Raw genomic sequence first — 23035 nt, 5'->3', positions numbered from 1 at the left:
TCATTTAAATCGATAGGCATTTATTATCTTTTATCTATATTGAGTTCTTTAAAAACATTGTCCAACGCAATAAAAATCTTGTTTTTTAATAGATCCAAATCTTTTAAATTTTGTTCTAATTCATTGCAATGAATACGTTCTTTTATCGCCTCAATGCTGTTGCCGATCTTATCATCTGAAAAGTCATAACCTGACTCAAGCATATCCAGTTCTAAAGAATGAATTGCTCTTTTTATATCATTAGCAGCGTCAATATCTTCATTAATCGCTTTATAATACATATTAAATACTGTATCCAGCTCTATAGAAACCTGTTCCTTGACTTCCGTGCTATTATTTTCATTGTCAAGAAATTCTGAAATTGACATTTTGTCAAAAAGTATTTCATCCTGATTTATTGAGCTGTATGCACTGATTCCTGAATAATTAATTTCTTCATCTTCCAAAATATCCTGAATGTTTTCCATGATATCTTTAATATCTTCTTCAGACTTTAAATCAGCTTTGTTTAAAACAATATACATTTTTTTCTTTTCTAAATTGATATTAGATAAAAAATCTAGATCAGATGCAGGCAAAGTCCCTGTGGAATCTACACCCACCAGCCATATAATTGCGTCTGCCTGATCTAAATATTCTTTTGCTGTGTATACGTCTTCCTCAGTCAAATTATTACTAGCAGGGTTGTAGCCTGGTGTGTCAATAAAGCAGATGCTGTCATATTCAAAGGGTGTCTCGATAGCCATGACTGGTAAAATATCTTTCATACGGAATGGGAATAATTTAAGAAAATCATGCGATAGATTTGTATATATTCCATGAGGTATATGTACGCATCCTTGATCTTTAGATAGACCCTTCACAGTATTATCTCTGCCAGAAACTATATATGCTGGTATAGCAGTAACAGGATTTATACCTACCGGCAAAAGAATGTCTGTAGATTCAAAGAAACTGTTTATGAATGATGACTTGCCAGAACTAAAACCCCCACCGAGAGCAATAATCTTTTTGTTATAAATTTCTGGAAAGGCAGAAATCATTTTAAGTTTCTTTTCAATATTCTGTAGCGCAATAATAGCCTCGGCTTCCTCTGCCAAAGACGATTCCTGATTGGCAAAACTGATAAAATCTTCATTAAACAATGCTGACAGTTTCTCCATACTTTCTGAAGTTCTTTTTTCTGCGGATAGTATGTTTGAAATAAAATCATATTTATATAGGATGTCATATTTTTCTTTTGCCAATATTTCAGATTCAGCTTTGATTTTATCCATATCTGCAATTAAAGCTTGTTCTTTTTCTAGTTGTCCAGAAATCGTTTCATCTTTATCTACAATTTTTTTTTGCATTTCTGATATCTTAGAGTTCTTCTCATCAGATTCATGCAATAGATCAACATATCTTGTCTCTATATCTCCGAGAAAATCGGCAATTTGCTCTGTAGTTTTTCTACGGTTAAATTTAATAAACTTCGTAAGCTCTTCCAGCAAAGGCGTTATTGATTTAATTTCATTCAGACTCATTACACAGCATCTCCTAACTTTTTAGTAACTCTACTATAATTCTCCAGTGTAACTGTTTTGTTATTTATTTGCTCTTCCAACTGTATTATTTCATCATCTATATAGCCGAATAGTTCTCTGCTGAAATTTATATTTTTAAAGTTCTTATCTAGACTTGTGGCAAAACTTTTGATATCCCTACCAACTTCTTTTTTAAACTTTAAAATATATTCTCCTACCTCATCAATGAAATCATCAGCCCTGTCGCCTGTAAGAGTTCCTGACACTTTGCCGTGGGAAGAACCTGAAAAACCACGTAAACCTAAAAAACCACGTGAACTAATATTGTCTTCTTTTTTGTCCGAAAGAGAATCAGGAAGGTAACCTTCATATGTAAAATCAGGTATTTTTGCTGAATTAATAACATTTCTTAATGCCCTGAGAATATTGTTTATGTCTATATAAGAATCGTCTATGCTTTCACGTAGTTTTTTAGTAATGACTACCTGTAGGTGCTTTTTCCACTCAGCAAGAATATCTCTTGAATGTAAATCAAGTTCTCGCTCGATTTTAAGAGTAAGTTCCTCAATTGCTCCCTTTACAGCCCCCACTCTGACAGTGTTATATGTCCTTGTCTTAGTTTCGGTTCCACCACCCCAAAGTTTTCTTGCTAACCATGAACGAACTCCACTTTTGTTAACAGTATATGTTTCGGATTCAGTTTTAACACTACCGGAGACTTTACTATCTGTTTCATGAAAATATGTTTCTAATTTACTGTTTAATTCCCTAATGATTTTACGTTCAACTTCGTCTACTAAGGTCTGATATTCCTCATCCACTAAACCTGAAGACTTCTCTTTTAATATATTTAATTTTTCTTTCTTTTCTCCAAGCTGATGAATATTGCTGTTCTTAATAAGTTCAACCTGCCCGTGAACATATTTTCCCAGTTCATTCCTATAAGTGATTAGGGATTGCTTTTTAGCATCAAGAAAATCATTGACTCTCATTTGTAAAATTTCATCTTTTTTTCTCCTGACATCATCGATTATGTTTAGTAATTTTGTTTTATTTGAAAGCATTTTTAAATTTTCAAGAGATAGCTGTCTGTCGGCATCTGAAAAGTAGTCTGGATAATTCTTTAATAGATTTTCCCATGCTTTACAGGCTCCAGAGTCCCATTTAGACCTATCATCAAAATCCTTAATTAATGTTTCACATATCCCTGATGAAAATATAAGCCTAAAATCTTTATCATTTATTAGTTGATCATATGCATTTCCGATTTCAGGATGATCTTTTTTGATATCTTCAAGAGTAGACACCATGTGATCCGAAATTATAAAAGAGGCCTTCTCTACCACCGCATTCAGGACTCCGTTATTCTCTTTTTTTAAATTTCCATATAGTTGAAGATCTATCTGGCTGGCTACTACATATAATTCTCTGAGACCTTCTTTAGACGTTATTCTATCAAGCAACTCAGTATCTTCATTACTAAAAAACTGACCGGACGGACTAACTATAAAGATAACATCACAAAACTTCAGAAGTTCTCTCGTTCTCCCTTCTCTGGATTGAACAGGATCATTTATTCCTGGTGTATCAACAAGAGAAATATCTTTGAGGTTTTCCTGAGGAAGCCTGAGATGAACGCTCTTTGTAAAAGGCATATATTTACCGTCAGCCCCGACATAATCTATCAGTTCATTTTGCAAATTATTCAGAGAACTGCTGTTTATCACTATGTTGGACTCAAGTTCTTGATACTTAACAGTTGATTCTGCCATTTTCTGGAATTGTTCATGAGCTGCTATCAGGCTGATATTACCCTCACAATCTCTTTTGACTGCTCTTATGGCTTTTTCCCTTAACCCAAAATCATCTGGGTTCGGTACATTTTCTTTTGTTTTATGTGATTTTTCTTGGTTTTTCTGAATGAGTTCGTTCAGCTTCTTATCTATCATTTTTTCAACTAATTCATAATCGTTCTTAATCTCATCAATATCCTTCTGCGTAAAGAATTCAACTTCCGCAGCCAGTGTATCACCGTAAGTTATCTGAGTCAGAGCAGCAGTCATTGGTGTGGCAGCTTTAGGCAGTATAGATTCTCCATCAAATAATATTGCATTCAGCAGTGATGATTTCCCGGCTTTAACACGACCAACGATACCAATACGTAGCAACCTGTTTTCTGCGTTAATTTCATCGACAGCTTTTTGTAAAGCATCTGGTGATATGATAGCATATTCATCTTTCAAAGATTTTGCTTCATTCGCAAGAAGTTCAGCGTGTTCCCCAACAATAGTTTCAAGTTTTTCAGACAATTCTATAGGATTCATAATCAGGCTCCTTCTATTTTGAAAATAAGATTATTTGCAAGGGTGTTAATGTTGGACAAAGCATTTTTATAATTTGATATCTGGGCATTAATATCAGTATTTTCCTTTTCCAGTTTTTTCTGCGCTTCCGCTACAGCCTCTTTTCTGACAGTTATTGCTTCTTCAAACCTTGATCCGATATTATCAATTATACTAGTCAGTTGTTCTTTCATAACAGGTGGGATATTGTTTCGTACATTAGACTTAATGCCGGGTATTACTTCAGTCATAATTTTACTCTTTACAGCCTCTTTTTGCCGTTGCTCATTAGAATTCTTAAACAACATATTTATGACGTTTGGCAGGAAAACAATAACCAACTCCAACACAGGGTTTAAAACATTCGACAAGATTGATAAAGCTGTGGTGATAGTTTTATACATATTTCCAGTATCACTTCTGCCTTTTCTATCTTCTATTATTTTTTTTATTGAGGAATCCGTATAGTTTGCAATTTTTTTGGCACTATCAGCAATTTTATCTACCCAAAGATCAGGGATAATAAAGTCTGAAGTCTCACTATTTATTTCCTTAATTTTAATAGCGAATTTATTAACAATTTCATCACTAAAGTTATCAACAATCTTTTTCATTTCATAGATTACAGCATGTCTTACAATTTCTGATATTGTGTTCTTTAACTCATCTTGATCACTAGACAAAGCTTTATTCGCTAATTCGTCTGCATTGTCTAAAAGTTTTCTGCCTATTTTTTCTACAATCAGATCAACATTGATATTTGTATATTGATCTGTAGTTTCCTGTATTAGGCGTTTTTTTTCATCAATAAGGTTATTGAGTGAGCTTTCCAATATTTGTAGACTTTCTTCATTTTCATTTTTTGTTTTTGAAAACGAGCTTATTGCTGTATTTATAGAGTCAGAGATAGTAAAGAACTGGTCTTTAAGAGGATTTGCAAAGATGTTTTCAATAAGTTCATCCGGATCAATTTTATCTAAGAGCTTTCTCAGATTATCTCCGCCATTGTCGTCAATAGAAACAATCTCTTTTGACATTTCCAGATAATCATTTATCTGTTCTAATAAATTTTGTTTAATTTCTTCTACTTCTTTTTCGGATCTCAAATTTGTTTTGCTTAGAAAAAACGAGAAATCTTTTCCAAACTCTTTTATATCCAGTAATTGCCTTACCATTGAACGAGTTAAAGTTCCTTCTTCAATACTGGTTAATACAAGATAGTAAACTCCTTTTTCTATATATTCAATTATCGCACGATTATGTAAGTCCATAGGAGAATTAAGACCAGGCATATCAACTAAGATAAGAGGTGCTATACTTTTCAGATTTGCGTTATTTAGGTAGAGTCTGATAAATTTAAATTGCTCAGACTTACTTATAACACTTGCCATTTCAGTAATTTCATATGTTGTAGGACTGCCACTAGATGCAATGGCTTCGATCTTTTCATCAGCAGAATATCTTAGCTCGGTGGCAATGGCAGTTTCAGGAGTAATATTGACTGATAAATAGTCCTTTCCTAAAAATGAATTGATAAATGAGCTTTTCCCTGCGCTGAACGCTCCCACTACAGGTATTGTTAACTCTTTATTTATAATAGCTTCTTTAAATTCATCAAACTTAAAGGACTGTGTAGTTTCTGAGTGTAAATCTAATATCTTCAGTTCGTTTTCGACTTTCTCCAGATAATCACAATACTTTGCCTGCATTGACAACATTATTATCTCCTTCTATAGAATAATTTTATTTTTCAATCAACGTACAAAAACGCAATTTCCCCGCAATCTTTACAGGTTGCTATAGGTTGTCCTTTAGGTCTGCTGAGTATATTCAGCACACCGCCACCGTCAGTAAATATTTTACAAGTCTAGCTCAGTTTTTCATCAATGGATGCGATGTGCTCTCCTACAGAGTCTTCTCCAAACCAATCCTTAAGTTTATCTTTTGCTGTATTGCGGACTTCTTCATCAATATAGGTTGCTACAGTTACAATAGCTGCGACAAGGACACCAAGATCGTCAGTAAAACCTGCTCCTGGAATTGCGTCTGGTATTACATCAAGTGGCAAAATGAAATATCCTAAAGCACCCATAATTACTGCTTTTATTTTTAAAGGTATTTCTTTAAGCTTCATTGTGTAATAAAGCAATAATACTGCGTAAACGACACTGCCTCCGGCCTTAATCGCAAACTCTTTTAACTTTTTCCACATAGATTCTTCAGAATATGCTTTTTCCATTGCTTTATCTTCCATTTGATTTCTCCTAATAACTGTTTCTTCATTTTCCATTGCCAAACCTCAATGCTCAAACAAATTTAATCCGCCATAACCATATAGACATGCCCGCAATCTTTGCAGGTGACAGTCAGCTGACCCTTGGGGCGGCCAGCAAGGTTTGATAAAAGTGACGGCAAACCGGTATTATTTTTAACTTTCACATTTTTAGAGCCACATTTAGTACATTTATGCATTTTGATTCCTCGTTTATTTATATTACTTCCGCATCCTCTCCAAAGCTGCGCACCCATGCCTGAAGCTCAGGTTCGCTTTGGGTTGTCAGCTCAAGTATAACCCCGCCATACTCAGTATCGGTCAGTGCCTGATTTTCCGACCATATCCTCTCTTTCACATATTCCGCAGACTTACCGCCTTTAAACCGAACCTTGAAAGTCTTCGGCTCATGCCAAGGCAGACCAAAAACCTCCGGCTTATATTCAGGCATCTCTATATCAACCTGTCTGTCTGTCAGGGTAATACTCTGTATGCGGTGAATTGCAAAATTGGTAGGGTGTTTGATGTCTGTCATTTCACGGTTCAGTCCAAATCCCAGAACATATAAAGCATTGCTCATGCTGACTATCCGTCCGGGTACAAAGCGGTGTTCAATACTACCCGTCTGCTGAGGTGCTTTATACTGCACAAGGCACACAGTTTTACTTTCAATAGCCCGTACGAGTTTTTCTATATTTTCCATATGCGGGGCATAATCTATCCGCCCCTTAGAAAAGAATGTCAGCTTGTTATCTACGGAATTGTTATCAGAATAGCTTTTTTCTGCCATCATAACTGAAAGGTTTAATATCGTGCTGTCAATACGCTCAATTACTTTATCAGGCAGAAGTCCAGTTGATAAATCCCTGCAAATACTCAAGTAGCGCAGTTCTTCGAACTCCAGCCCCAAGGTGTTTTGTTTTGATGAATTAATACGATACCATTTTTTACGGTCTTCAATACCTGATTCAAAAGTGATACCCACTACAGACTCTATCTCGTGAGCCATCCGCATCACAGCCTGCGGTGAGCAGTTTAGATATTCCGCCAGATCAAGCTGGAAATGTTTTCTTCCGCCAGCCATCAATTTACGAAACATACGTAACAGTTTTACACCCGGAGTGGTGTCCGGATCGAGCTTTCTTGGCATATAAACCATCCCAAATAATATACCGGGCTTCCGATATTTGAAGCCCAGTATTCTCGTTTCACATTATACACATATACCTCACGAAGAACAACACAATAAGGCAACATTTGACACACCAAAGAATTACTTTGCTTGGTTACTTTCTCGGTGAGCTCGTAATTCAGCTAATCTTGCAGCTTTTCTGTTCCTGAAGCCAAGGTGGAAAGCCTTGTCCTCGTTGCGTTTACAGTCTGAATTACTACTATCTGTTTTCTCAAAATCATCACCGACAGTTAACAGACTCCAAAATCCTGCAAGCTTATTTTGTATTTTCTCTGACATTCTTTTGTACCAAACGGTTACACTCATGGTATTCTCCGTTTACTTGTGGCCACAATGTTATTTGATTTTATACTTGTTTTTAGCAATGTAATATCCAACACCGCAGCCAAACAGAAATATTACAAATCCGCCCATTTCTGATCCTGATTATGATTCCGGCACTATTTCGGGGTTGCTAGGAGTTTCATTTTCAAGTTCGTCTTCGAACTCATCGAAAGAGCAGGACTCTGCCTCCTCTGAATCTCCAAACAGAAACGCCGCACCAACCACAGCGGCAGCACCAATGATTGCACCTATTGTTCCATATTTTAACCAGCTCATAATATCCTCCTTACGATTTTGTTATCATAAGCTACCACAGCAGGATTCCAGAATATGGAAATATTGAAAAATAATTTTAGACGGCAGGTATAGCTTCAGAATAGGTGGCGGGTTTAACTCCAGAATGAGTGGTGGTTTTTAGCAGAATATTCACATCACTCTAATCAATATTTGAAGTATAAAAATGAACATAAAATAGTATAGGCCAAGAGAATAGCCTTCTCCAAAAGATAACTTGTTCATAGGCTTCTTCATAATTTTATTAATTCTAGTAAGATAGTTAAACATAATACACTCCTTTCGGATAACCGTAAGCCTCAATTAATAATACTTTCGGTTTTACGAAAACGCAAGTAAAAGTTTGCGATTTTCCGAAAGAAGTTGTATTTAGTATATATGGTCGATATCAGATTAAAAGACGAGTACCTTGCCCAACTTCGGGAGAGGTATAACACAAACACACTAGGCAAGATTCTGAACTATGACACAGCCTTTAAGCTACTGAAAGACGGTAACGCTAACATCACCATGCGAAACTTCTACAAACTATGCAAAGCTATGGACTGGGAGTTTCACTTCGCTGTCGAAGGAAAAGAAGAAATCTAAATTTTATTCATATGTGCTGACCACGACATGATCTGACAGTTACCCTCTTAAGGTTCGGTGTCAGTTAACTGATAAGTGTCAGTTCTTCTCTATTCATACCCAATATTTTTTCCTTTGCCAACGAAAGATTCTCTGCGAATGTTTCCATCGGAGTTCTGCCTTGGCAGCGTTTGCCCTGATGTGTCCTGTCGTAATTGTACTTATGGAGCCATTCATCAAGGTCAATCTGAAGCTCCTCTATACTGTGATAGATTTTCTTTCTGAAAGCGACTTTGTAAAATTCATCCAGAATCGTTTTGTTGAATCTCTCACAGATCCCATTCGTCTGAGGGCTGATAATACTCGAGGATGAATTAAAAATATTTTCTGAGCTGAAATCCGGGTCTTCTAATAGTGCTTTTTTTATATTTATAGCTGTTTCGCCGTATGGCAAGGCTTTCACTAATTCATTTACAATATCTTTAAACTTATTCTTTTTTACAAAGTCTGAGATATACTGCTGATATGATTTAAAACTTTCAGTTTTTCTTGCCAGCTCGTTAATCTCCCTGGCAATTATCTTAAGGTAATAGCCTTCGCTCTTATAATCACTCATATTCTGGACAAAAGAAACTTTTATACTTTGATAAGTATCATGAATTTCATAAAGTAATTTCTCAGCAAACAGACTTTTCCCCACACCGGAAGGAGCACTTAGAATATATACTTTTTTACTCTCATAATATCTTTCAATATCTTTAGAAAGATACTCCAGTTCAGCTTCTCTGTTTACAAAAGAATCAATAAGCATCAGTCATAATTCCTAATTATCGTTAGTTTTTTATTATTTTAAATCAGATAACGGAGATTGTAAACATATCTATATTGTGAAGACTTTAATTAGATTAGATAAGAACGGTTTAATACTATCTTATTTGTCGCATGGGTGCTTTTGCAGATAGATACCAGCGGCGATACCTAATGAGCCAAATACCACGCCGAAAATTGCCAGAAAGATGAGACCTGTCATATTCACGCTCCTAACATAAAGTAAGGTTTTTTGATTTAGGAATCAAGGGTAATAGCATTAGTCCGATACAAAAAATGATTCGACACTACACCCATAGTATTTTGCAAGCAGATACAGGTGCTTCAGATTGAAGTGTTTTCCGTTTTTGAGGTTTTCAGCCTGATTTACAAAGGCGGTGGAGCTGTGACCAAGAGCTTCGATGGCAATTTCTTCTGTGGTTTTGCCGTGCTCCATACGCATGTGCTTCACATTGTCTGAAACACGTTTGAGAAACTCCTGATAATCTTCCATTTTGCAACCTCGCGTTTTCTAATTATCCGCTAGTCGCTCTATTTCATCATTTTCCTATAGGTAAATATTTTCCTTGAGGTAATTAAACACTGCTGGTAATTTAGAGATTATTATTCGGAGGTTTATATGCGGATTACGTCCTTATTCATTTACATGCTCATGGTGGTCGCTGTCACTGGTTGCGGCGGCGCGGCTGTTCAGCTAAATGTACCAGCCAAGGCAGAGATAAAGCGAGAAATAGGCAACAGCACCCTAAGAGAGAAGATTGCCCGAATAGGCAAAGTCAACTTCCTATACGCCAGTCACCCGGTTGAATACATCAATCTTTCAGAATCTAAAACGGCTATTCTAACAGATGGCTACTGGTTCGATTTTGTCAACAAAGCACTCAGGGAGATTTGTGACAGCGTCAACGGCACTCAAACAGCACAACAGGAGGTAATTGACTCATTTACAGGTCAAGAAACAATTCAAAGTATCACTGTAGAAGCGAATACAAAAAGATGGGATTGTACCGAAGGGAGCATCGAATTCTCTATCGATTCGATAATAACTAACAGCTCATCACAAACAACAATTGGTGGAGGGCGTTCTCCAAAGATTATGATAATGGTTGAGAGCTCATATTCCGGCAAACCAGTTTTATCCGAGAATCAGGCAAAGATGATGTCAATATATCCTGAAAATGTGTCGCTTAAAGAATTTTTAGAATCCAAATTTGCCCTATTTAGAGGCAAGGCAGCAACACATGTAAGAATTCAGCCGGATGGGGCTATATATCAAGAATATTACATGAAAAAGAATAACGTTACCGATATAGATAAAGATTTGGGTATCCTCTATGACCTGAATGCCCTGTGCGCTCATAATGGTGGTTTCGCCGCGCCGATAAAAGGATATAACAAGTCTGATATAGCCTATTCTCTGATCCCTGCTGATGCAACATTTCAGTGCACATCAAAGACTCGCCCATTCTATGTCAGATTTCAGGATGTAGGCGGCAATAAGTACGCAATATACGCAAAAGAAGGAGTGCTGAACATTGCCAAACTTTCAGGCAATGCGCCCCAAGCCTTAGACAATACAAATATGTCACTCAAAGAGATGCTTGCGAACAAGCTTCAGGCACAGATCGGTGCTGCGGATCTGAACAAGCAGAAATACGTATTAGCTGTTAATGAAAACAATCCTGTCATGACCATATCAGACATGAACTTTGTTACGGAAGTGCACTGGATATATAAGACAGGGCAGTGTGACCAGGTCGCTGCCGTTACCACAAATACAGATACGAACAGTTTTGATAAGATTGAAAATTATTTCAGGTGCGGTGATTCAATGAAGAAACTAGGCGACTCCCCTCTTCCAACTGCCTTACCCGGCTCATTGGTTCCCAGAGTAGATGGTATTGTTAAAACTGTTGACCAGTCAGGCTCTATATTCATCACGGACGTATACAGTGGAGTGATGATAGTTGGGCGCGAACTCGAAAATTATAGGATGAAGTACATCTACTTCATAAAGGATAATAAACTGATATATCTAATAAAGAAATAAGCAATATCCGCCGCTGGAGCAATTTAGCGGCGGTTCTTTTCATCATATTTTCGATCAATTCTATGCTCAACATAAGTACCGATCGTCAACATAGCTAAAAGCAAGAATATTAATAAGTATAAACCAAATATAGGCATATCGTTCACCTCATGGTAAATAATATAGTCCTAGTTTAATAAATTGCAAAATAAAATGACGATCAACAAGGGCAGATATCAATATGCATCAGAACGGCTCAGATAGCCTTAAAATCAAAAGAACATCTTTGCCGAAAGGCGACATACTATAAAATGACAAAATCACGCACAGTTTAAATCTTCGATTCTCAGCAATATTAGCCACTTATAGGCTCATTGCACACATCAACGGCTAATAATGACAGCATATAAGATTTAAGAACAAACCATAAAAAATAATTAAGCTAACAAACTAAGAATACCCTGTCTGAGCTATAAGTAAATCAGACAGGGTTCGTAATAATAAGAAATTAAATAGTCAGACAGGGTGAGAATAAATATTTATTACTTATGCACCCTGTCTGCTGGGAATAAGGTTTCACTCACATAATTCCTGCGGACAGGGTCGATATAAATATCAAGCCACATAGTGGCTAATAGTGGCTCGTAACATTTTAGTAATAATACAAAAAAAGTTTCCAGAAATTGCAAAAACAACACTTATTCACTTTTTCTTGGGCTAGTCTCAATGTCTGAGGTGAAGTGATGAAAGAGAGAAATATTGTAGTTAATGAAATCTATATCCCCGAGAAGCCAGACTTCATGAGCAAAAAACGTTTAGCAAAAGAATTGGATGTATCTGAAGACACTATTGACCGATGGGTCAAAAGCGAATTCTTGAGATATAACGTGCATTACTTTGTAAAAGATCGAGTACTTAGATTCTTTTATCCCGAAATCAAGATACTCCTTGCGCCTAAAGCACTCAAACACTAGTTTACCTATAGGTAATCAAAGGAAATATATGGGAAGCATTAGACGTAGAGGCAAAAAAGCCCGATTAGAAATAATTTTTATGTTTCAAGGTATAAGGCGTTACGAGCAAAGCCTTTACTATTGCGAAACTGGCAAAGATACTTGCAAATGCCAAGATTGCCGATCTGCTAGTGCTTTACTTAGTGAAATTGAACGTAAAATCGCAGAAAAGACTTTCAAATACGAAACATACTTTCCAGATTCAAAGTACGTCAGAGAAAACCAGCAACTTCATCTCAACTCTGATATGTTTTTCGATACGTATGCAGAGCTATGGTTATCCAGTATCGAAAGCTCTGTAGCATACTCGACCTACAAAACCTATAGCACTGCTGTAAGCAAACTCTCGTCTTACTTCTCCCGTTTTAAGCTAAGCGAAATCAAACCATCACACATTCAGCAATATATATCTAATTCAGAGCTTTCTGCTAAAACAATCGCCAACTATCTTGGGGTATTTCACAGTATATTCGAGTCAGCTGTCAGAGATGACTTACTATCTAAAAATCCGTGTAAACATGTTAAGAAGCCCCGAGTTCAGACAGAGAAAGTTGATCCGTTTTCAATAGAAGAAGTATCCATGATTCTCGACTGGATGAGACAGCACCATCCTCATATGACTATTATTTTTGCACTCGGTTTTTATACTGGTATGCGTGTGGGCGAGGCTATTGCTTTAAAATGGTCTGACATAGATTTCAAGCATCATAAAATCATCGTTCAACGCACAATCACTAAAAACAGAATCAAGGAGAGCACCAAAACTGCTGACTACAGAGTAATCGACATTATCCCAATGCTAGACGAGTATCTGCATTTCCAAAAACAGTACACATTTATGAAGTCTGAATGGGTAACTGTCACCAGTTACGGCGAACCATTTACTAAAACCCAAAATATTACAGAAGACTATTTCAAGCCATGTTTAAAGGCTCTAGGTCTCAGGTATAGAATCCTTAATCAGATGAGGCACTCATTCGCCTGTATGATGCTGGATGCTCGTGAGGAGATAAACTGGATAAAGAATATGCTTGGTCACTCCAGTCTGCAAATGCTGTTTAGAAAATACGGAAACAGGATAAACCGTAATGACGGAACTAGAAAAGGACTGCTTTTTTCTGCAAATTGTGACGAATTTGTGACAAATAAAAAAGCGGCTCTTGGGAAGCCGCTTCAGTCGAATCCTTAAGTAATCGGGGTGAAAGGATTTGAACCATTTGCACAATATCTCCATCATTGAAAAATAAGGCTTTTTTCAATACTTTACCCGTTCAAACAGGTACGTTTCGGCTGTAATAGGTGACAAATTTGGTGACAAAAAAATGCTCTTATAGGATGCTGTGAGGTTGGTAGGTGCCATAATTATTTTCAAAAAAATAGCACGATTCCAAACAATACTTATTTATTCGCTACTGCTAAATAATCTCGAAAGTGCAGACTTATATGCAGCGAAATCCTCACGCTTATCTACAGACACTACTACAACATACAAATCATCGTCCTGTACAAAATACACGAGCCTATATCCCTGTTTCCTGAGCTTGATTTTATAACAGTTACTCAAATCTCCATGAAGTTCAGAGCCTGGCATATGCGGATTCGTAAGTCGTTTTTTTAAAGCTTTCTTCAATAGCTCTTTTACGCTGCCGTCGAGTTTATTCCACTCATCAAGTGCATCTGGATGGAATTTTAATTTATAACATTTATCTTTCTCAGATTTCGTCAATGTCAACCTCAACTGCATCCGATATGTTATTTAGCCTAGTACGAATAGTGTTTACAAGTTCCTTGTCTGCAATTTCTTCCAGCATGGCTTCAAACATTTTAGGAGTAACCATATAAAATGCTGGTCTGTTGTGATTCAGCACTGCCACTGGCTTTTCCCCTGCGTTACGAAGTACCTCTGCGGGATTCTTTTTAAATTCAGACATGCTGACAGAAAAATCTGCAAATATAGTATCCATGCGAGCCTCCTTTTAGCTCTTAATATAGAGCTAAATATATAGCTTTTCAACAGAAATGTTTTAAACACTCATACCTTCAAAAGGTACTTTATGCATATCATGTCCAGTATTTGTGGACATAGCCTGCGTAATGTGCTATTTTTAATCATGATAAATGAAATCAGACAAACCATTGAGACAGATATTTTTGACTATCAGATACTGGTGAGCGTTCTTGGCAATTACTCCAAGCCGAGAGATAAAATCAGCAGTCTGATCAAGCTCGGTCACATCATACCTTTGCGACAAGGTCTATATATGTTCAGTGAGACACTACGCAGACATCCTGTAGTAAAAGAGGTTATAGCAGGGATGTTATATGGTCCCTCGTATATTTCATCAGATTATGCACTGTCGCTATATGGTCTCATACCTGAAAAAGTTTCAGTGGTTTCCTCCGTCACGATAGGTAGAAGCAGAAAATTTGATACGCCTGTCGGACGATACACTTATGAAATGATACCTCAGATCGCCTACTCCAAAGGGATGGACATTTTTGAAACAAACTCAGGTTGTTACCTGATAGCAACACTGGAAAAAGCATTAACAGACAAAATCGCTCTGACAAGAGGATTAAAAATAAACAACATAACTGGAATGTATTCTCATTTAATAGATAATATGCGCATAGATGCGACAGAAGCTGCAAATCTGGATATATCGCAGATAGATGAGTTTTGCGCAGTTTATGGAATCAAGAGGCTTCAATATCTTTCGACAGCCTTGAGGAGAATTATAAGTGAATAAAGCTATAGAAAAGATGCTGAATAAATATCAATGCGTTACCACAGATGACCATATACAGGCACTCCGTGAGATAATGCAGGAGATCGCACTTTTAGGCCTTTACCGTGGTAAGTTTTTTGAACATGCTGCATTTTATGGAGGTACAGCTCTTCGTATATTTTATGGGTTAGATAGATTCTCCGAAGACCTAGATTTCTCACTATTAAACCCTGATGATAACTTTGAACTGAAAAAATACAGTACCTTTCTTGAGAAAGAACTTTCATCATACGGCTTCAAAGTCTCTGTAGAGTTAAAAGAAAAGATTGTAGATACTGCTGTAAAATCTGCTTTTCTAAAGGCCGATACGGCAGGAGAGCTTATCACTATAGAAGCCTCTGAAGATATTGTTAGAAGTATCCCATCAGGCCAGAGAATAAAGATAAAAATAGAAGTCGATACCGACCCGCCAGGTAAATTTAACACCGAGACAAAATACCTGCTCCAGCCGACACCATTCAGTGTTAAAACTTTTGACCTACCTTCTCTCTTTGCTGGCAAAATGCATGCATTGCTTTTTCGCAGATGGAAAAACAGAGTCAAGGGGAGAGATTGGTATGACTTTGTGTGGTATGTATCAAATCACCCTAATATTAATTTGACTCATCTGAAAGCTAGAATGGTGCAGACAGGTGACTGGACTAAAGATAAAAGTTTCCATATCGAAGATTTAAAAAATATCTTTTATGAGAAGCTTAATGAAACAGATATTGAGCAGGCCAAAAAAGATGCCACACCTTTCCTTAATAACCCTGAAGCACTGGAAATATGGTCTCCTGACTTTTTCAGAAGTATAGTCGACAATATTGTGGATTGCACATAGAACCTTAAACGACTAATACTGAGAACGAACTCTAGTATTCACCAACACCAGTATCTATAAATTAGTTGTTAGCATATTGCAGCAGCCATTTCCAAAGAGGCAAAACGAATATATTATTATCGCCAGTGGCTATAGTTTCTTCACGATCTTCAGTTATCAGATAGGCTTCTTTCATTTTGAAATATTCCATAGCTTCAACAAGACCGTTAATTTCACGTTCTCTTGTGCTGTGACTGTCTATTCTGTAGCTGACATTAACCAAAAGCTGTCTGCCGTCTATCCGGCAATAGAAATCAACTTCCTGCTTACCGCTGTAATAATAAACTTCTGGTGTCTGCCGTCTAAGATGCAGGAATACGGCATTCTCATAAAGCTTGCTATAGTCATTGGTTACAAATGCGTCATACACGCCTTTAAAGCCATTATCTACAGCGTATATCTTTCTCGGGTTGCGGTTCTCTTCCCTGATGTTATTTCTAAATATAGGCGTACTGAAGACAGCATAAGCATCTTCAAGGTAGGAATAATAGTCGAAAACAGTATCTTTACCGACTTTATAGCCCTGCGACTTAAATTCATTATATAGCTTGTTGAGACTAACCAGAGTTCCAATGTTGCAGAAGCTGTATTTTATTATGTGCTTCAGGAGGCTGTTGTTTTTAACGCCATATCTTTCGACAATATCTTTGTATACTATAAGGTCTAGATAGTCCCTGAGTATCCGTCTCTTTATATCCGGTGTCTGCGACAAGGTTTCTGGGAAACTGCCGTCTGTGAGAAATTCATTAAGAGCATGCTTTATATGACTCACAGATGAGGAACTATTAACATTCACTTTTATATCTTTTGCCTTCAGGAAGTCAGCAAAAGAGTAAGGAAATATCTCATAAGTTAGAGTTCTGCCACGCAGAGAGGTTGCTATCTCTTTACTGAGAAGCTTTGAAGACGAGCCAGTGACAAATATTCTGACATTTAAAGTGTCGTATATCCTGCGGACGTATCTTTCCCATTCAGGGATGTTCTGGACTTCATCAAGGAATACATAAACCAGTTCATCACGTTTAGCAGGATACATTTCATAGTACCCTTCCAGCAACGCATCAAGGTCTTTTGACACTATCGGAAAAAGACGGTCATCTTCAAAGTTTATGTAGATTATATTTTCAGGTTGAATGGTTTCTCTGAGCTTGTTGATAATGTCAAAGAGTATATATGTCTTACCGCAACGCCTGACACCTATCAGAGATATTATCTTGTCACTATCCACTGGAATATTATATTCTCTGGGAACGATGCCGTTTAACTTCCTCTCCTGAAAATCCGTGATTAATGTTTTAAATGTCTCTCTCATATTTATCCTCTCCTGCAAGGATAAATATACACGCTTTTATCCTTTCATGCAAAGAAATAACTACGATGTCATAAATTTTATTTAGGTATTATTTTTTTTAGCTTTTCAAGATTAAAAGAATAATTAAATCGAAACATTCCAAAAGGATGCCCTGAAGACCTTGCTTCTTTGATCCATTTACCCATATTCCAGCCAGACTCAATCAAATCAGATGCAGCAAAAATAAATTCTAAGGCATCAGTAAAAAATAATGTCATATCTGGATTCTTGTTATAATCAATTTCTGTTTTTGTACCATGCACATAGTATTTTCGGCATTTAACAGCATGTTCCACCACAAGATCTAAATCTTCAAAATAATTTCCTACTTTATCTTTTATTAATTTAGCTCTTATATTAATTTTAGTTTCAAGGTTTTTTTCACGTGGAGATTTTGATTTTATTAGAATATCAAACATATTTGCAGCACCAACCAAACGATCAATATCATATCTTTTACCTTTTGAAATGACATTAGAATACCTAGCTCTTGCATTCCGCATATCTTCATTATTATTAAGCCAATTTGAAAGTACTGCACCAAAAGCTTCAGAATCTGTAGCTCCCTCTATGGGAATATCTGAGGGATGAGGGATGTACGAACCATTGTCATCATTTCTTTTAGGTGGTATACACCAATACACCGAAAGAGGCACTGGCTTTTCTTCATCATTTGATAAGTTGAAAGTTAAATCAGATACGTTTTGTTTTCTGCCAGCTATTATTTCAATAAATCTTAATAAATCATATATGCTATCAATGGCGTCACTTATTGTTTTTTGAGTTTCAAACCTAATGTTTAGCTTTATTGAGTCTATAATACTTATACCGTGTACGCCGGGAAACTTGATATTCGGATTGTGTGTAGCAGATATTACACCTAATTTAGTATTAACATTGAAAATCTCATATTTCCCAGTGTAATAAAATATCCAAGGCTCATTGCCCAACTCAATTTTTCTTCCTAATCTTTCTTCTTCTTTTTTTATAATATCCTTTTTATCTTGGGCTGAGCTTCGAATTTCTCCATAAGCATCAAAATCATAGAAGATGTTATGAGCATCATCAATACTAAATGAAACTTCATGTATTACTTTTTCAGATGAACAAATATGACGATTACCGAAAGTCATATATTTAGAAAAAATATCTATAAAATGATGATTTTCATACTTTGGAGGCACAGCATCATCCATCAATATGCTTTTTGTGCCAGAACCTTGAGTAAAACAATCAATCAAAGACACCTTTTTACCATCGTGAAGAACACCTGTAACATCTGAAATATTTTGATGAGAATAACTTTTGTCAGGATATAATGTTAATTTTGTATTTTCTAAATTTAAATACAATTCACCAACCGCATTTAAACTATTCCCAAATTTAAAATTTCCTGTTTTGCTCAATTTAATGTAATCAATCATAAGCAAGCTCCCAAATGTGCAAGTTTTCAGTCAGTTTATTATGATTCAATTTTAACGAAAAGTCAGCATGACAATTTTTGCCATAGTTTTGTAGATTAATAAGATTGCCCCTGACATTTTAAACATCAGGGGCAGATTTTAATTAGTTAGTCTGAAGAATAACGTTATAAGTGAATGTCTCTCCAGTCTCCTGAATTGTGAAATAGAACCTCAGGTTTGACTGACTGCCGCCTGTTAAAGGTGAAAGCAGCTTGAATGTAACATCTGTCCCAGGCTCTATTACCTGCCCATCAGTCAGACTCTGAAAATACGGAACCACATGAGAATTCAAATCTACCGCAGAAAGAGAACTGATTGTAAAGTTGTCACCGGCTGCTGACAGTTTAAAAGTGCCTACCGTATAATAACTGACTCCCAATATAGTCGCAGAGACTGTGCTGCTTACACTGTAAGGCCAGCTAACAGCTATGAAGTCAGGGTCAAGAAATGTTGTTCCAGCCCTATACAATGTTATTGCCGGTTCTGTGACTGTTATAATAAATGCCGTCAGAGATGCTTCCCCGCCATTACCATCGACTACACTTATCTGAATAGAGCTGTATGTGCCCGCATCAGAAGAGCTTGGTGTGCCCGTAAGTGCACCTGTAGCTGTATCAAAAGATGCCCATGATGGTATGTTTTCTATACTGAATGTAAGGGTATCGCCATCAGCATCATTCGCAGTCGGTGTGAAGCTGTAAGCAGCTCCTTCTGCCAAAGTAGTTTCTGGAGTTCCAGAAATTGTCGGAACAGAATTCAGAACGCTGACAGTTATAGTAAAACTGCTAAGAGATGCTGTCTCTGAACCATCAGACACAGATATTACGATGCCTGTATATGCCCCTTCATCCGAAGTGGCTGGAGTTCCTGTTAAAGCACCAGTAGCAGCGTTGAAAGTAGCCCATGATGGCTTATTTTCTATGCTGAATGTAAGAGTATCATCATCCACATCAGAAGCTGTAGGAGTGAAACTGTATGCATTGCCTGCTGTAATTTCTGCTGCAGGAGTGCCGTTTATAACAGGAGCAGAGTTTCCGGCTGCAACTGTAATACTGAACTGTGAAAGCGAAGTATTATCTGTACCATCTGTAGCACTGATCACTATCCCTGAATATGCCCCAGCATCGCTCACTGCGGGTGTTCCTGAGAGTTCTCCTGTGGAAGTGCTGAATGATGCCCATGAAGGCTTATTCACTATGCTGAAGGTCAGCGTATCTCCATCTTCATCTGATGCTGCCGGGATAAAGCTATAAGCTGAACCTGCAGTGACCGCTGTAGCTGGTGTACCGGTTATTACTGGTGCGCTGTTAGTCCCCTCGCAAATAGAAGATGCTCTTTTGACCTCACACACTACACCAAACAAATTATGGTTATCAGGGACATAACATGTCAGTCTAAATATTTCTGAATCTAAAGCTCCCGCAGTTACCGAATTCTCGTGCTCCATTTTTGCAGTTAAAGCATCAGATATACTGCTGCTCAGTGTGCTGGAACTGATTTTGACCGCTCCGGCTACAGAGCTCGTGGAGCTGTCTGAAAAGATCAGAATAGAGCTGCTGCCTATCATTGAAGATGTATATAAATCTTCTATGGTTGCAGCAATCTCTGATGGTGTATAGCATCCTGATTCGACACTGGAAGCTTCAGACAGAGTGCCCATGTAAACGTCAGACAGATCATAAGCATTGTTAGTAAAGCCGACTGTTGATGCTGTGCGCTGAGTTAAAGTTACCCCAAGCTGCACATTGCTGGCCGCACGGGCAAATCTGCCTGATGCAGTTGCCAGTTCGGCTGGTGTGCCTATAAGCAGCGAGTCAGAATACACTCCCATAGGATCAGAAACATAGATGACAGCGTTATCGCCATCCTCATAAAAAGAAACGTCGATATCACCAACAGGATTTCCTGAATTGTCCTCAATAGCAATATCATATGAATTGCCGGATGTACCGGAAGTGATTACTGTTCTGCCATCAGTTCCAGTTGAGGCTTCTGCGACAGCTGTTCCGTCATAAGTTACCTGAGCAGTATCTGCCTGGTTGTCATCAACAACAGGAGCTGTACTGCTGCTGCCACCGCCTCCACCGCCGCATGCGACCAAGACCAAGAGCATTATCAACATTGTAAAAGCAAGAATTATTTTGTTGTGCATAAATGCAACCTCCACACTTTATTATGTGAAGATCATAAATTAACCAAACGACAACTCTTGACGCTTCAAAAAATAAATATGAAAAAAATATCCCTTCTTGATTTACCCCCTACCCTATTAACAGTGCAAGGAGGTGGATATGTCCAGTCCATATTATTCATATGCTGCAATACTCGGCAATCTTACAAAGTCACCCGAAGCCGGTGAGACTAAAAACGGCACTATCACCAGCAAATTCACAGTAGCGGTAAACAAACCTGCCAAAGAGAAAGCAGACTTTTATGACGTTACAGTCTTTGGCAAAACAGCGGAAAGCTGTAATGAATACCTTTCCAAGGGTAAGCTCGTACTTGTCACAGGAGAGCTTGATTACAGCTCATGGGAAGACGACAAAGGCTTTCATTCAAAAGTAACTTTAGTCGGACATAACGTCCAGTTTCTGACACCGAAAGGTGACACAGACGGCGATTCGCCAGAATAAAAAACATAAAAAACAAAGGCGAAAAAACTGACGTGCTTAAAAAACGAAAAAACAAGAGAACTACAGATGTCTGATTTTCAAGATGCTTTCCTGAACCTTCAGGAAAAATATGATGATCTGAAAGAGACTTTTGATTCTGTTTGCGCCGTGGTGATTTCTCAGCAGATCAACAAAGGGGATGTTAAGCCAGCTTATGAGGAAATCACCGCCATTGTTGTGTCGAGCCTCAGGATACACCGAGGGTCTGAAAGATGTGGTTAGAGAGCTATATTTCGGATATATCCGGCATTCACGGGATAACCGCAGAAGAAGTTAGGCAGATCATATGCTCTGTGCTGGAAGGATATTACAGCGAAAAATACGGCTCGCCCACTGTGTGTTCGATATCTGACGAAGGTCTGAATCTGAGGCAGTACAGAGCAGACGGTATCGAGCGTGAGATAGTTCTCAAAAAGCATGATGTAACCACACTTGCCTCCATTTTGAATACTGAATATTTCAATTTCGGGAATCACCGTAAAGAAATCTATCTAAAGTCATTTATGAACTCACTCGTAAAAGGTGAGGTTCGGGAGGTCTCCGCCGAGAACGTTCTGCTGAATGTCTATCTGGGAGTGAATTACAGGGTTACAGGTGTTCTTCATAAGATGCATATCACGCCGAAGATGAGGGGCACTTTCCAGATTGGGCAAGAGATCAGGAGTCTTGTCATCGGCACTGAAAAATTAGCTGATGATGTGGTTTTTACTCTGAGCCTCACCAGCCGCAAACTAGTAGAAAAACTCTTTGAAGAACAGGGTTACTCTGTCCGCTGTGTCCACAGAATAGTTGGCGGACGCTCCATTATCCAGTCTACCAATCACATACCAAGAGGCACCATTAAAAGCCTCTCAGATGAGCTTTCGGAGCGAATTATTATTGAGGTGATAGCATGAGCGTAGAATCACACCGCCATAGGTTTTATATTGCTAACATCAACTGTGCGCTCTGCTTTCTGAAGATCGTAGGACATCTGCAGGTTAAGCCAGAGTTCTGGGCTAGTGTTAAAATATTTTGCCAGCCTGACAGCAACCTCTGGTGTCACACCTCTGTGCTTATTACAAATCTGATTAATAGTACGAAAAGATACACCGAGAGCGTAAGCAAGCTTCTGCTGTGTGAGTCCGGGGGTGTCGGCTATATAAATATCTTTAAGTATTTCCCCGGGGTGGCTCAATTCTCTTGTTATTTTGCTTCTATCAAACACAGTAAATGCCTCCTAATGGTAGTCTGTAATTTTAACATCGTAGGCATCTACATCTTTAAAACGGAAGATGATACGCCATTGCATGTTTATGCTGATGCTCCAGAAACCCTGAAGGTCTCCGCTGAGGCTGTGGAGCCTGTAACTGGGTGGCGACATCGGGTATTCCACCTTAATAGTCTTATCAAGAATATCAAGCATTTGACATGCTCTCTTGATAATGCTCTGAAGGAGCTTTCTGTTGGAGCCAGTCAAAAACAGTTTTTCGGTCTCTTTATCAGCGAAGTTAATTATCATAACTCAATAT

The 23035-nt window shown here is 37.7% G+C and carries 24 protein-coding genes and 1 pseudogene; 9 read left to right on the top strand and 16 right to left on the bottom strand.

Annotated elements, in window-relative coordinates:
• Positions 1-23 precede the first annotated feature (23 nt).
• From DACET_RS03105 to DACET_RS16210, 7 genes are all read right to left on the bottom strand, one after another.
• A complete protein-coding gene (locus DACET_RS03105; protein ID WP_013009960.1) occupies positions 24-1526 on the bottom strand; it encodes a dynamin family protein in 1503 nt (500 codons plus the stop codon).
• Complete coding sequence (locus tag DACET_RS03100) at positions 1526-3850, bottom strand: dynamin family protein (protein WP_013009959.1); 2325 nt, start codon at positions 3848-3850, stop codon at positions 1526-1528. Before DACET_RS03100 ends, DACET_RS03105 begins: the two co-directional genes overlap by 1 nt.
• A 2-nt stretch (positions 3851-3852) precedes the next feature.
• The gene (locus DACET_RS03095; RefSeq protein ID WP_013009958.1) at positions 3853-5586 is read right to left on the bottom strand and encodes a dynamin family protein; all 1734 of its coding nucleotides are present in this window, start codon (positions 5584-5586) and stop codon (positions 3853-3855) included.
• 149 nt (positions 5587-5735) lie between these two features.
• A complete protein-coding gene (locus DACET_RS03090) occupies positions 5736-6158 on the bottom strand; it encodes a YkvA family protein (protein WP_013009957.1) in 423 nt (140 codons plus the stop codon).
• 199 nt (positions 6159-6357) lie between these two features.
• Positions 6358-7290 carry a helix-turn-helix transcriptional regulator gene (locus DACET_RS03085; protein ID WP_013009955.1) on the bottom strand — a complete coding sequence of 311 codons (933 nt, stop codon included), beginning with the start codon at positions 7288-7290 and terminating at the stop codon, positions 6358-6360.
• A 123-nt stretch (positions 7291-7413) separates the two neighbouring features.
• Complete coding sequence (locus DACET_RS03080) at positions 7414-7638, bottom strand: hypothetical protein (protein WP_013009954.1); 225 nt, start codon at positions 7636-7638, stop codon at positions 7414-7416.
• 120 nt (positions 7639-7758) lie between these two features.
• Positions 7759-7932, bottom strand: coding sequence for a hypothetical protein (locus tag DACET_RS16210; protein WP_013009953.1), 174 nt, complete (start codon positions 7930-7932; stop codon positions 7759-7761).
• Positions 7933-8328: 396 nt separating this feature from the next.
• Here DACET_RS16210 and DACET_RS03075 point away from each other — a divergent pair, with 396 nt between their 5' ends.
• Positions 8329-8538 carry a hypothetical protein gene (locus tag DACET_RS03075; protein WP_013009951.1) on the top strand — a complete coding sequence of 70 codons (210 nt, stop codon included), beginning with the start codon at positions 8329-8331 and terminating at the stop codon, positions 8536-8538.
• A gap of 64 nt (positions 8539-8602) precedes the next feature.
• Here DACET_RS03075 and DACET_RS16505 read toward each other — a convergent pair.
• Both DACET_RS16505 and DACET_RS03065 read right to left on the bottom strand, forming a co-directional pair.
• Positions 8603-8902: pseudogene (locus DACET_RS16505) on the bottom strand (integrase core domain-containing protein); the annotation flags it as partial.
• 702 nt (positions 8903-9604) lie between these two features.
• Entirely contained in the window at positions 9605-9838 is a 234-nt protein-coding gene (locus DACET_RS03065) for a helix-turn-helix domain-containing protein (RefSeq protein ID WP_013009949.1), read from the bottom strand.
• 126 nt (positions 9839-9964) lie between these two features.
• Here DACET_RS03065 and DACET_RS03060 point away from each other — a divergent pair, with 126 nt between their 5' ends.
• The 3 genes from DACET_RS03060 to DACET_RS03050 all read left to right on the top strand — a co-directional run bounded on the left by DACET_RS03060 (position 9965) and on the right by DACET_RS03050 (position 13576).
• Positions 9965-11395, top strand: a complete 1431-nt coding sequence (locus DACET_RS03060; protein ID WP_013009948.1) for an MDR/zinc-dependent alcohol dehydrogenase-like family protein — start codon at positions 9965-9967, stop codon at positions 11393-11395.
• A gap of 722 nt (positions 11396-12117) precedes the next feature.
• Entirely contained in the window at positions 12118-12348 is a 231-nt protein-coding gene (locus DACET_RS03055) for a helix-turn-helix domain-containing protein (RefSeq protein WP_013009947.1), read from the top strand.
• Positions 12349-12376: 28 nt separating this feature from the next.
• Positions 12377-13576 (top strand): tyrosine-type recombinase/integrase, encoded by a 1200-nt coding sequence (locus DACET_RS03050; RefSeq protein WP_013009946.1) that lies wholly within the window; start codon positions 12377-12379, stop codon positions 13574-13576.
• Between the two features lie 213 nt (positions 13577-13789).
• On the opposite strand, the gene DACET_RS03045 is transcribed toward DACET_RS03050, so the two are convergent.
• Both DACET_RS03045 and DACET_RS03040 read right to left on the bottom strand, forming a co-directional pair.
• Positions 13790-14113: a type II toxin-antitoxin system RelE family toxin gene (locus DACET_RS03045; protein ID WP_013009945.1), complete on the bottom strand. Its 324-nt coding sequence runs from the start codon at positions 14111-14113 to the stop codon at positions 13790-13792.
• The gene (locus DACET_RS03040; protein WP_013009944.1) at positions 14100-14351 is read right to left on the bottom strand and encodes a type II toxin-antitoxin system prevent-host-death family antitoxin; all 252 of its coding nucleotides are present in this window, start codon (positions 14349-14351) and stop codon (positions 14100-14102) included. The genes DACET_RS03045 and DACET_RS03040 overlap by 14 nt, the downstream gene beginning before the upstream one ends.
• 147 nt (positions 14352-14498) lie before the next feature.
• Between DACET_RS03040 and DACET_RS03035 the strand changes: the two genes are divergently transcribed.
• Positions 14499-15137: a type IV toxin-antitoxin system AbiEi family antitoxin domain-containing protein gene (locus DACET_RS03035; RefSeq protein WP_013009943.1), complete on the top strand. Its 639-nt coding sequence runs from the start codon at positions 14499-14501 to the stop codon at positions 15135-15137.
• A complete protein-coding gene (locus tag DACET_RS03030; RefSeq protein ID WP_013009942.1) occupies positions 15130-15999 on the top strand; it encodes a nucleotidyl transferase AbiEii/AbiGii toxin family protein in 870 nt (289 codons plus the stop codon). Before DACET_RS03035 ends, DACET_RS03030 begins: the two co-directional genes overlap by 8 nt.
• A 61-nt stretch (positions 16000-16060) precedes the next feature.
• Here DACET_RS03030 and DACET_RS03025 read toward each other — a convergent pair whose 3' ends face one another.
• The 3 genes from DACET_RS03025 to DACET_RS03015 all read right to left on the bottom strand — a co-directional run bounded on the left by DACET_RS03025 (position 16061) and on the right by DACET_RS03015 (position 21004).
• Positions 16061-17350: an ATP-binding protein gene (locus tag DACET_RS03025; RefSeq protein ID WP_013009941.1), complete on the bottom strand. Its 1290-nt coding sequence runs from the start codon at positions 17348-17350 to the stop codon at positions 16061-16063.
• Positions 17351-17427: 77 nt separating this feature from the next.
• Positions 17428-18813: an ApeA N-terminal domain 1-containing protein gene (locus DACET_RS03020; RefSeq protein ID WP_013009940.1), complete on the bottom strand. Its 1386-nt coding sequence runs from the start codon at positions 18811-18813 to the stop codon at positions 17428-17430.
• A 142-nt stretch (positions 18814-18955) separates the two neighbouring features.
• A complete protein-coding gene (locus DACET_RS03015) occupies positions 18956-21004 on the bottom strand; it encodes a putative Ig domain-containing protein (protein WP_013009939.1) in 2049 nt (682 codons plus the stop codon).
• Between the two features lie 139 nt (positions 21005-21143).
• On the opposite strand from DACET_RS03015, the gene DACET_RS03010 reads away from it, so the two are divergent.
• From DACET_RS03010 to DACET_RS03000, 3 genes are all read left to right on the top strand, one after another.
• On the top strand, positions 21144-21485 hold the full coding sequence (locus DACET_RS03010; protein ID WP_013009938.1) for a single-stranded DNA-binding protein: 342 nt from the start codon (positions 21144-21146) through the stop codon (positions 21483-21485).
• 66 nt (positions 21486-21551) lie between these two features.
• Entirely contained in the window at positions 21552-21746 is a 195-nt protein-coding gene (locus tag DACET_RS03005) for a hypothetical protein (RefSeq protein WP_013009937.1), read from the top strand.
• The gene (locus tag DACET_RS03000) at positions 21737-22420 is read left to right on the top strand and encodes a hypothetical protein (RefSeq protein ID WP_013009936.1); all 684 of its coding nucleotides are present in this window, start codon (positions 21737-21739) and stop codon (positions 22418-22420) included. Before DACET_RS03005 ends, DACET_RS03000 begins: the two co-directional genes overlap by 10 nt.
• Positions 22421-22428: 8 nt before the next feature.
• Here DACET_RS03000 and DACET_RS02995 read toward each other — a convergent pair whose 3' ends face one another.
• Together DACET_RS02995 and DACET_RS02990 are read right to left on the bottom strand one after the other, a co-directional pair.
• Entirely contained in the window at positions 22429-22731 is a 303-nt protein-coding gene (locus DACET_RS02995; protein ID WP_013009935.1) for a HigA family addiction module antitoxin, read from the bottom strand.
• Between the two features lie 12 nt (positions 22732-22743).
• A complete protein-coding gene (locus DACET_RS02990; RefSeq protein ID WP_013009934.1) occupies positions 22744-23025 on the bottom strand; it encodes a type II toxin-antitoxin system RelE/ParE family toxin in 282 nt (93 codons plus the stop codon).
• Positions 23026-23035: the final 10 nt, after the last annotated feature.

The organism is Denitrovibrio acetiphilus DSM 12809, assembly GCF_000025725.1.
GTDB lineage: Bacteria > Chrysiogenota > Deferribacteres > Deferribacterales > Geovibrionaceae > Denitrovibrio > Denitrovibrio acetiphilus.
The sequence above is the reverse complement of the archived record's forward strand: the minus strand, read 5'-3'. Positions and strand labels throughout refer to the sequence as shown.

What these genes read in the sequence shown, in the direction of transcription:
- DACET_RS03105 (WP_013009960.1), bottom strand. Translation starts at nt 1,526, where the DNA reads ATGAGTCTGAATGAAATTAAATCAATAACGCCTTTGCTGGAAGAGCTT.
- DACET_RS03100 (WP_013009959.1), bottom strand. Translation starts at nt 3,850, where the DNA reads ATGAATCCTATAGAATTGTCTGAAAAACTTGAAACTATTGTTGGGGAA.
- DACET_RS03095 (WP_013009958.1), bottom strand. Translation starts at nt 5,586, where the DNA reads ATGTTGTCAATGCAGGCAAAGTATTGTGATTATCTGGAGAAAGTCGAA.
- DACET_RS03090 (WP_013009957.1), bottom strand. Translation starts at nt 6,158, where the DNA reads ATGGAAAATGAAGAAACAGTTATTAGGAGAAATCAAATGGAAGATAAA.
- DACET_RS03085 (WP_013009955.1), bottom strand. Translation starts at nt 7,290, where the DNA reads ATGCCAAGAAAGCTCGATCCGGACACCACTCCGGGTGTAAAACTGTTA.
- DACET_RS03080 (WP_013009954.1), bottom strand. Translation starts at nt 7,638, where the DNA reads ATGAGTGTAACCGTTTGGTACAAAAGAATGTCAGAGAAAATACAAAAT.
- DACET_RS16210 (WP_013009953.1), bottom strand. Translation starts at nt 7,932, where the DNA reads ATGAGCTGGTTAAAATATGGAACAATAGGTGCAATCATTGGTGCTGCC.
- DACET_RS03075 (WP_013009951.1), top strand. Translation starts at nt 8,329, where the DNA reads ATGGTCGATATCAGATTAAAAGACGAGTACCTTGCCCAACTTCGGGAG.
- DACET_RS03065 (WP_013009949.1), bottom strand. Translation starts at nt 9,838, where the DNA reads ATGGAAGATTATCAGGAGTTTCTCAAACGTGTTTCAGACAATGTGAAG.
- DACET_RS03060 (WP_013009948.1), top strand. Translation starts at nt 9,965, where the DNA reads ATGCGGATTACGTCCTTATTCATTTACATGCTCATGGTGGTCGCTGTC.
- DACET_RS03055 (WP_013009947.1), top strand. Translation starts at nt 12,118, where the DNA reads ATGAAAGAGAGAAATATTGTAGTTAATGAAATCTATATCCCCGAGAAG.
- DACET_RS03050 (WP_013009946.1), top strand. Translation starts at nt 12,377, where the DNA reads ATGGGAAGCATTAGACGTAGAGGCAAAAAAGCCCGATTAGAAATAATT.
- DACET_RS03040 (WP_013009944.1), bottom strand. Translation starts at nt 14,351, where the DNA reads ATGGATACTATATTTGCAGATTTTTCTGTCAGCATGTCTGAATTTAAA.
- DACET_RS03035 (WP_013009943.1), top strand. Translation starts at nt 14,499, where the DNA reads ATGATAAATGAAATCAGACAAACCATTGAGACAGATATTTTTGACTAT.
- DACET_RS03025 (WP_013009941.1), bottom strand. Translation starts at nt 17,350, where the DNA reads ATGAGAGAGACATTTAAAACATTAATCACGGATTTTCAGGAGAGGAAG.
- DACET_RS03020 (WP_013009940.1), bottom strand. Translation starts at nt 18,813, where the DNA reads ATGATTGATTACATTAAATTGAGCAAAACAGGAAATTTTAAATTTGGG.
- DACET_RS03015 (WP_013009939.1), bottom strand. Translation starts at nt 21,004, where the DNA reads ATGCACAACAAAATAATTCTTGCTTTTACAATGTTGATAATGCTCTTG.
- DACET_RS03010 (WP_013009938.1), top strand. Translation starts at nt 21,144, where the DNA reads ATGTCCAGTCCATATTATTCATATGCTGCAATACTCGGCAATCTTACA.
- DACET_RS03005 (WP_013009937.1), top strand. Translation starts at nt 21,552, where the DNA reads ATGTCTGATTTTCAAGATGCTTTCCTGAACCTTCAGGAAAAATATGAT.
- DACET_RS03000 (WP_013009936.1), top strand. Translation starts at nt 21,737, where the DNA reads ATGTGGTTAGAGAGCTATATTTCGGATATATCCGGCATTCACGGGATA.
- DACET_RS02990 (WP_013009934.1), bottom strand. Translation starts at nt 23,025, where the DNA reads ATGATAATTAACTTCGCTGATAAAGAGACCGAAAAACTGTTTTTGACT.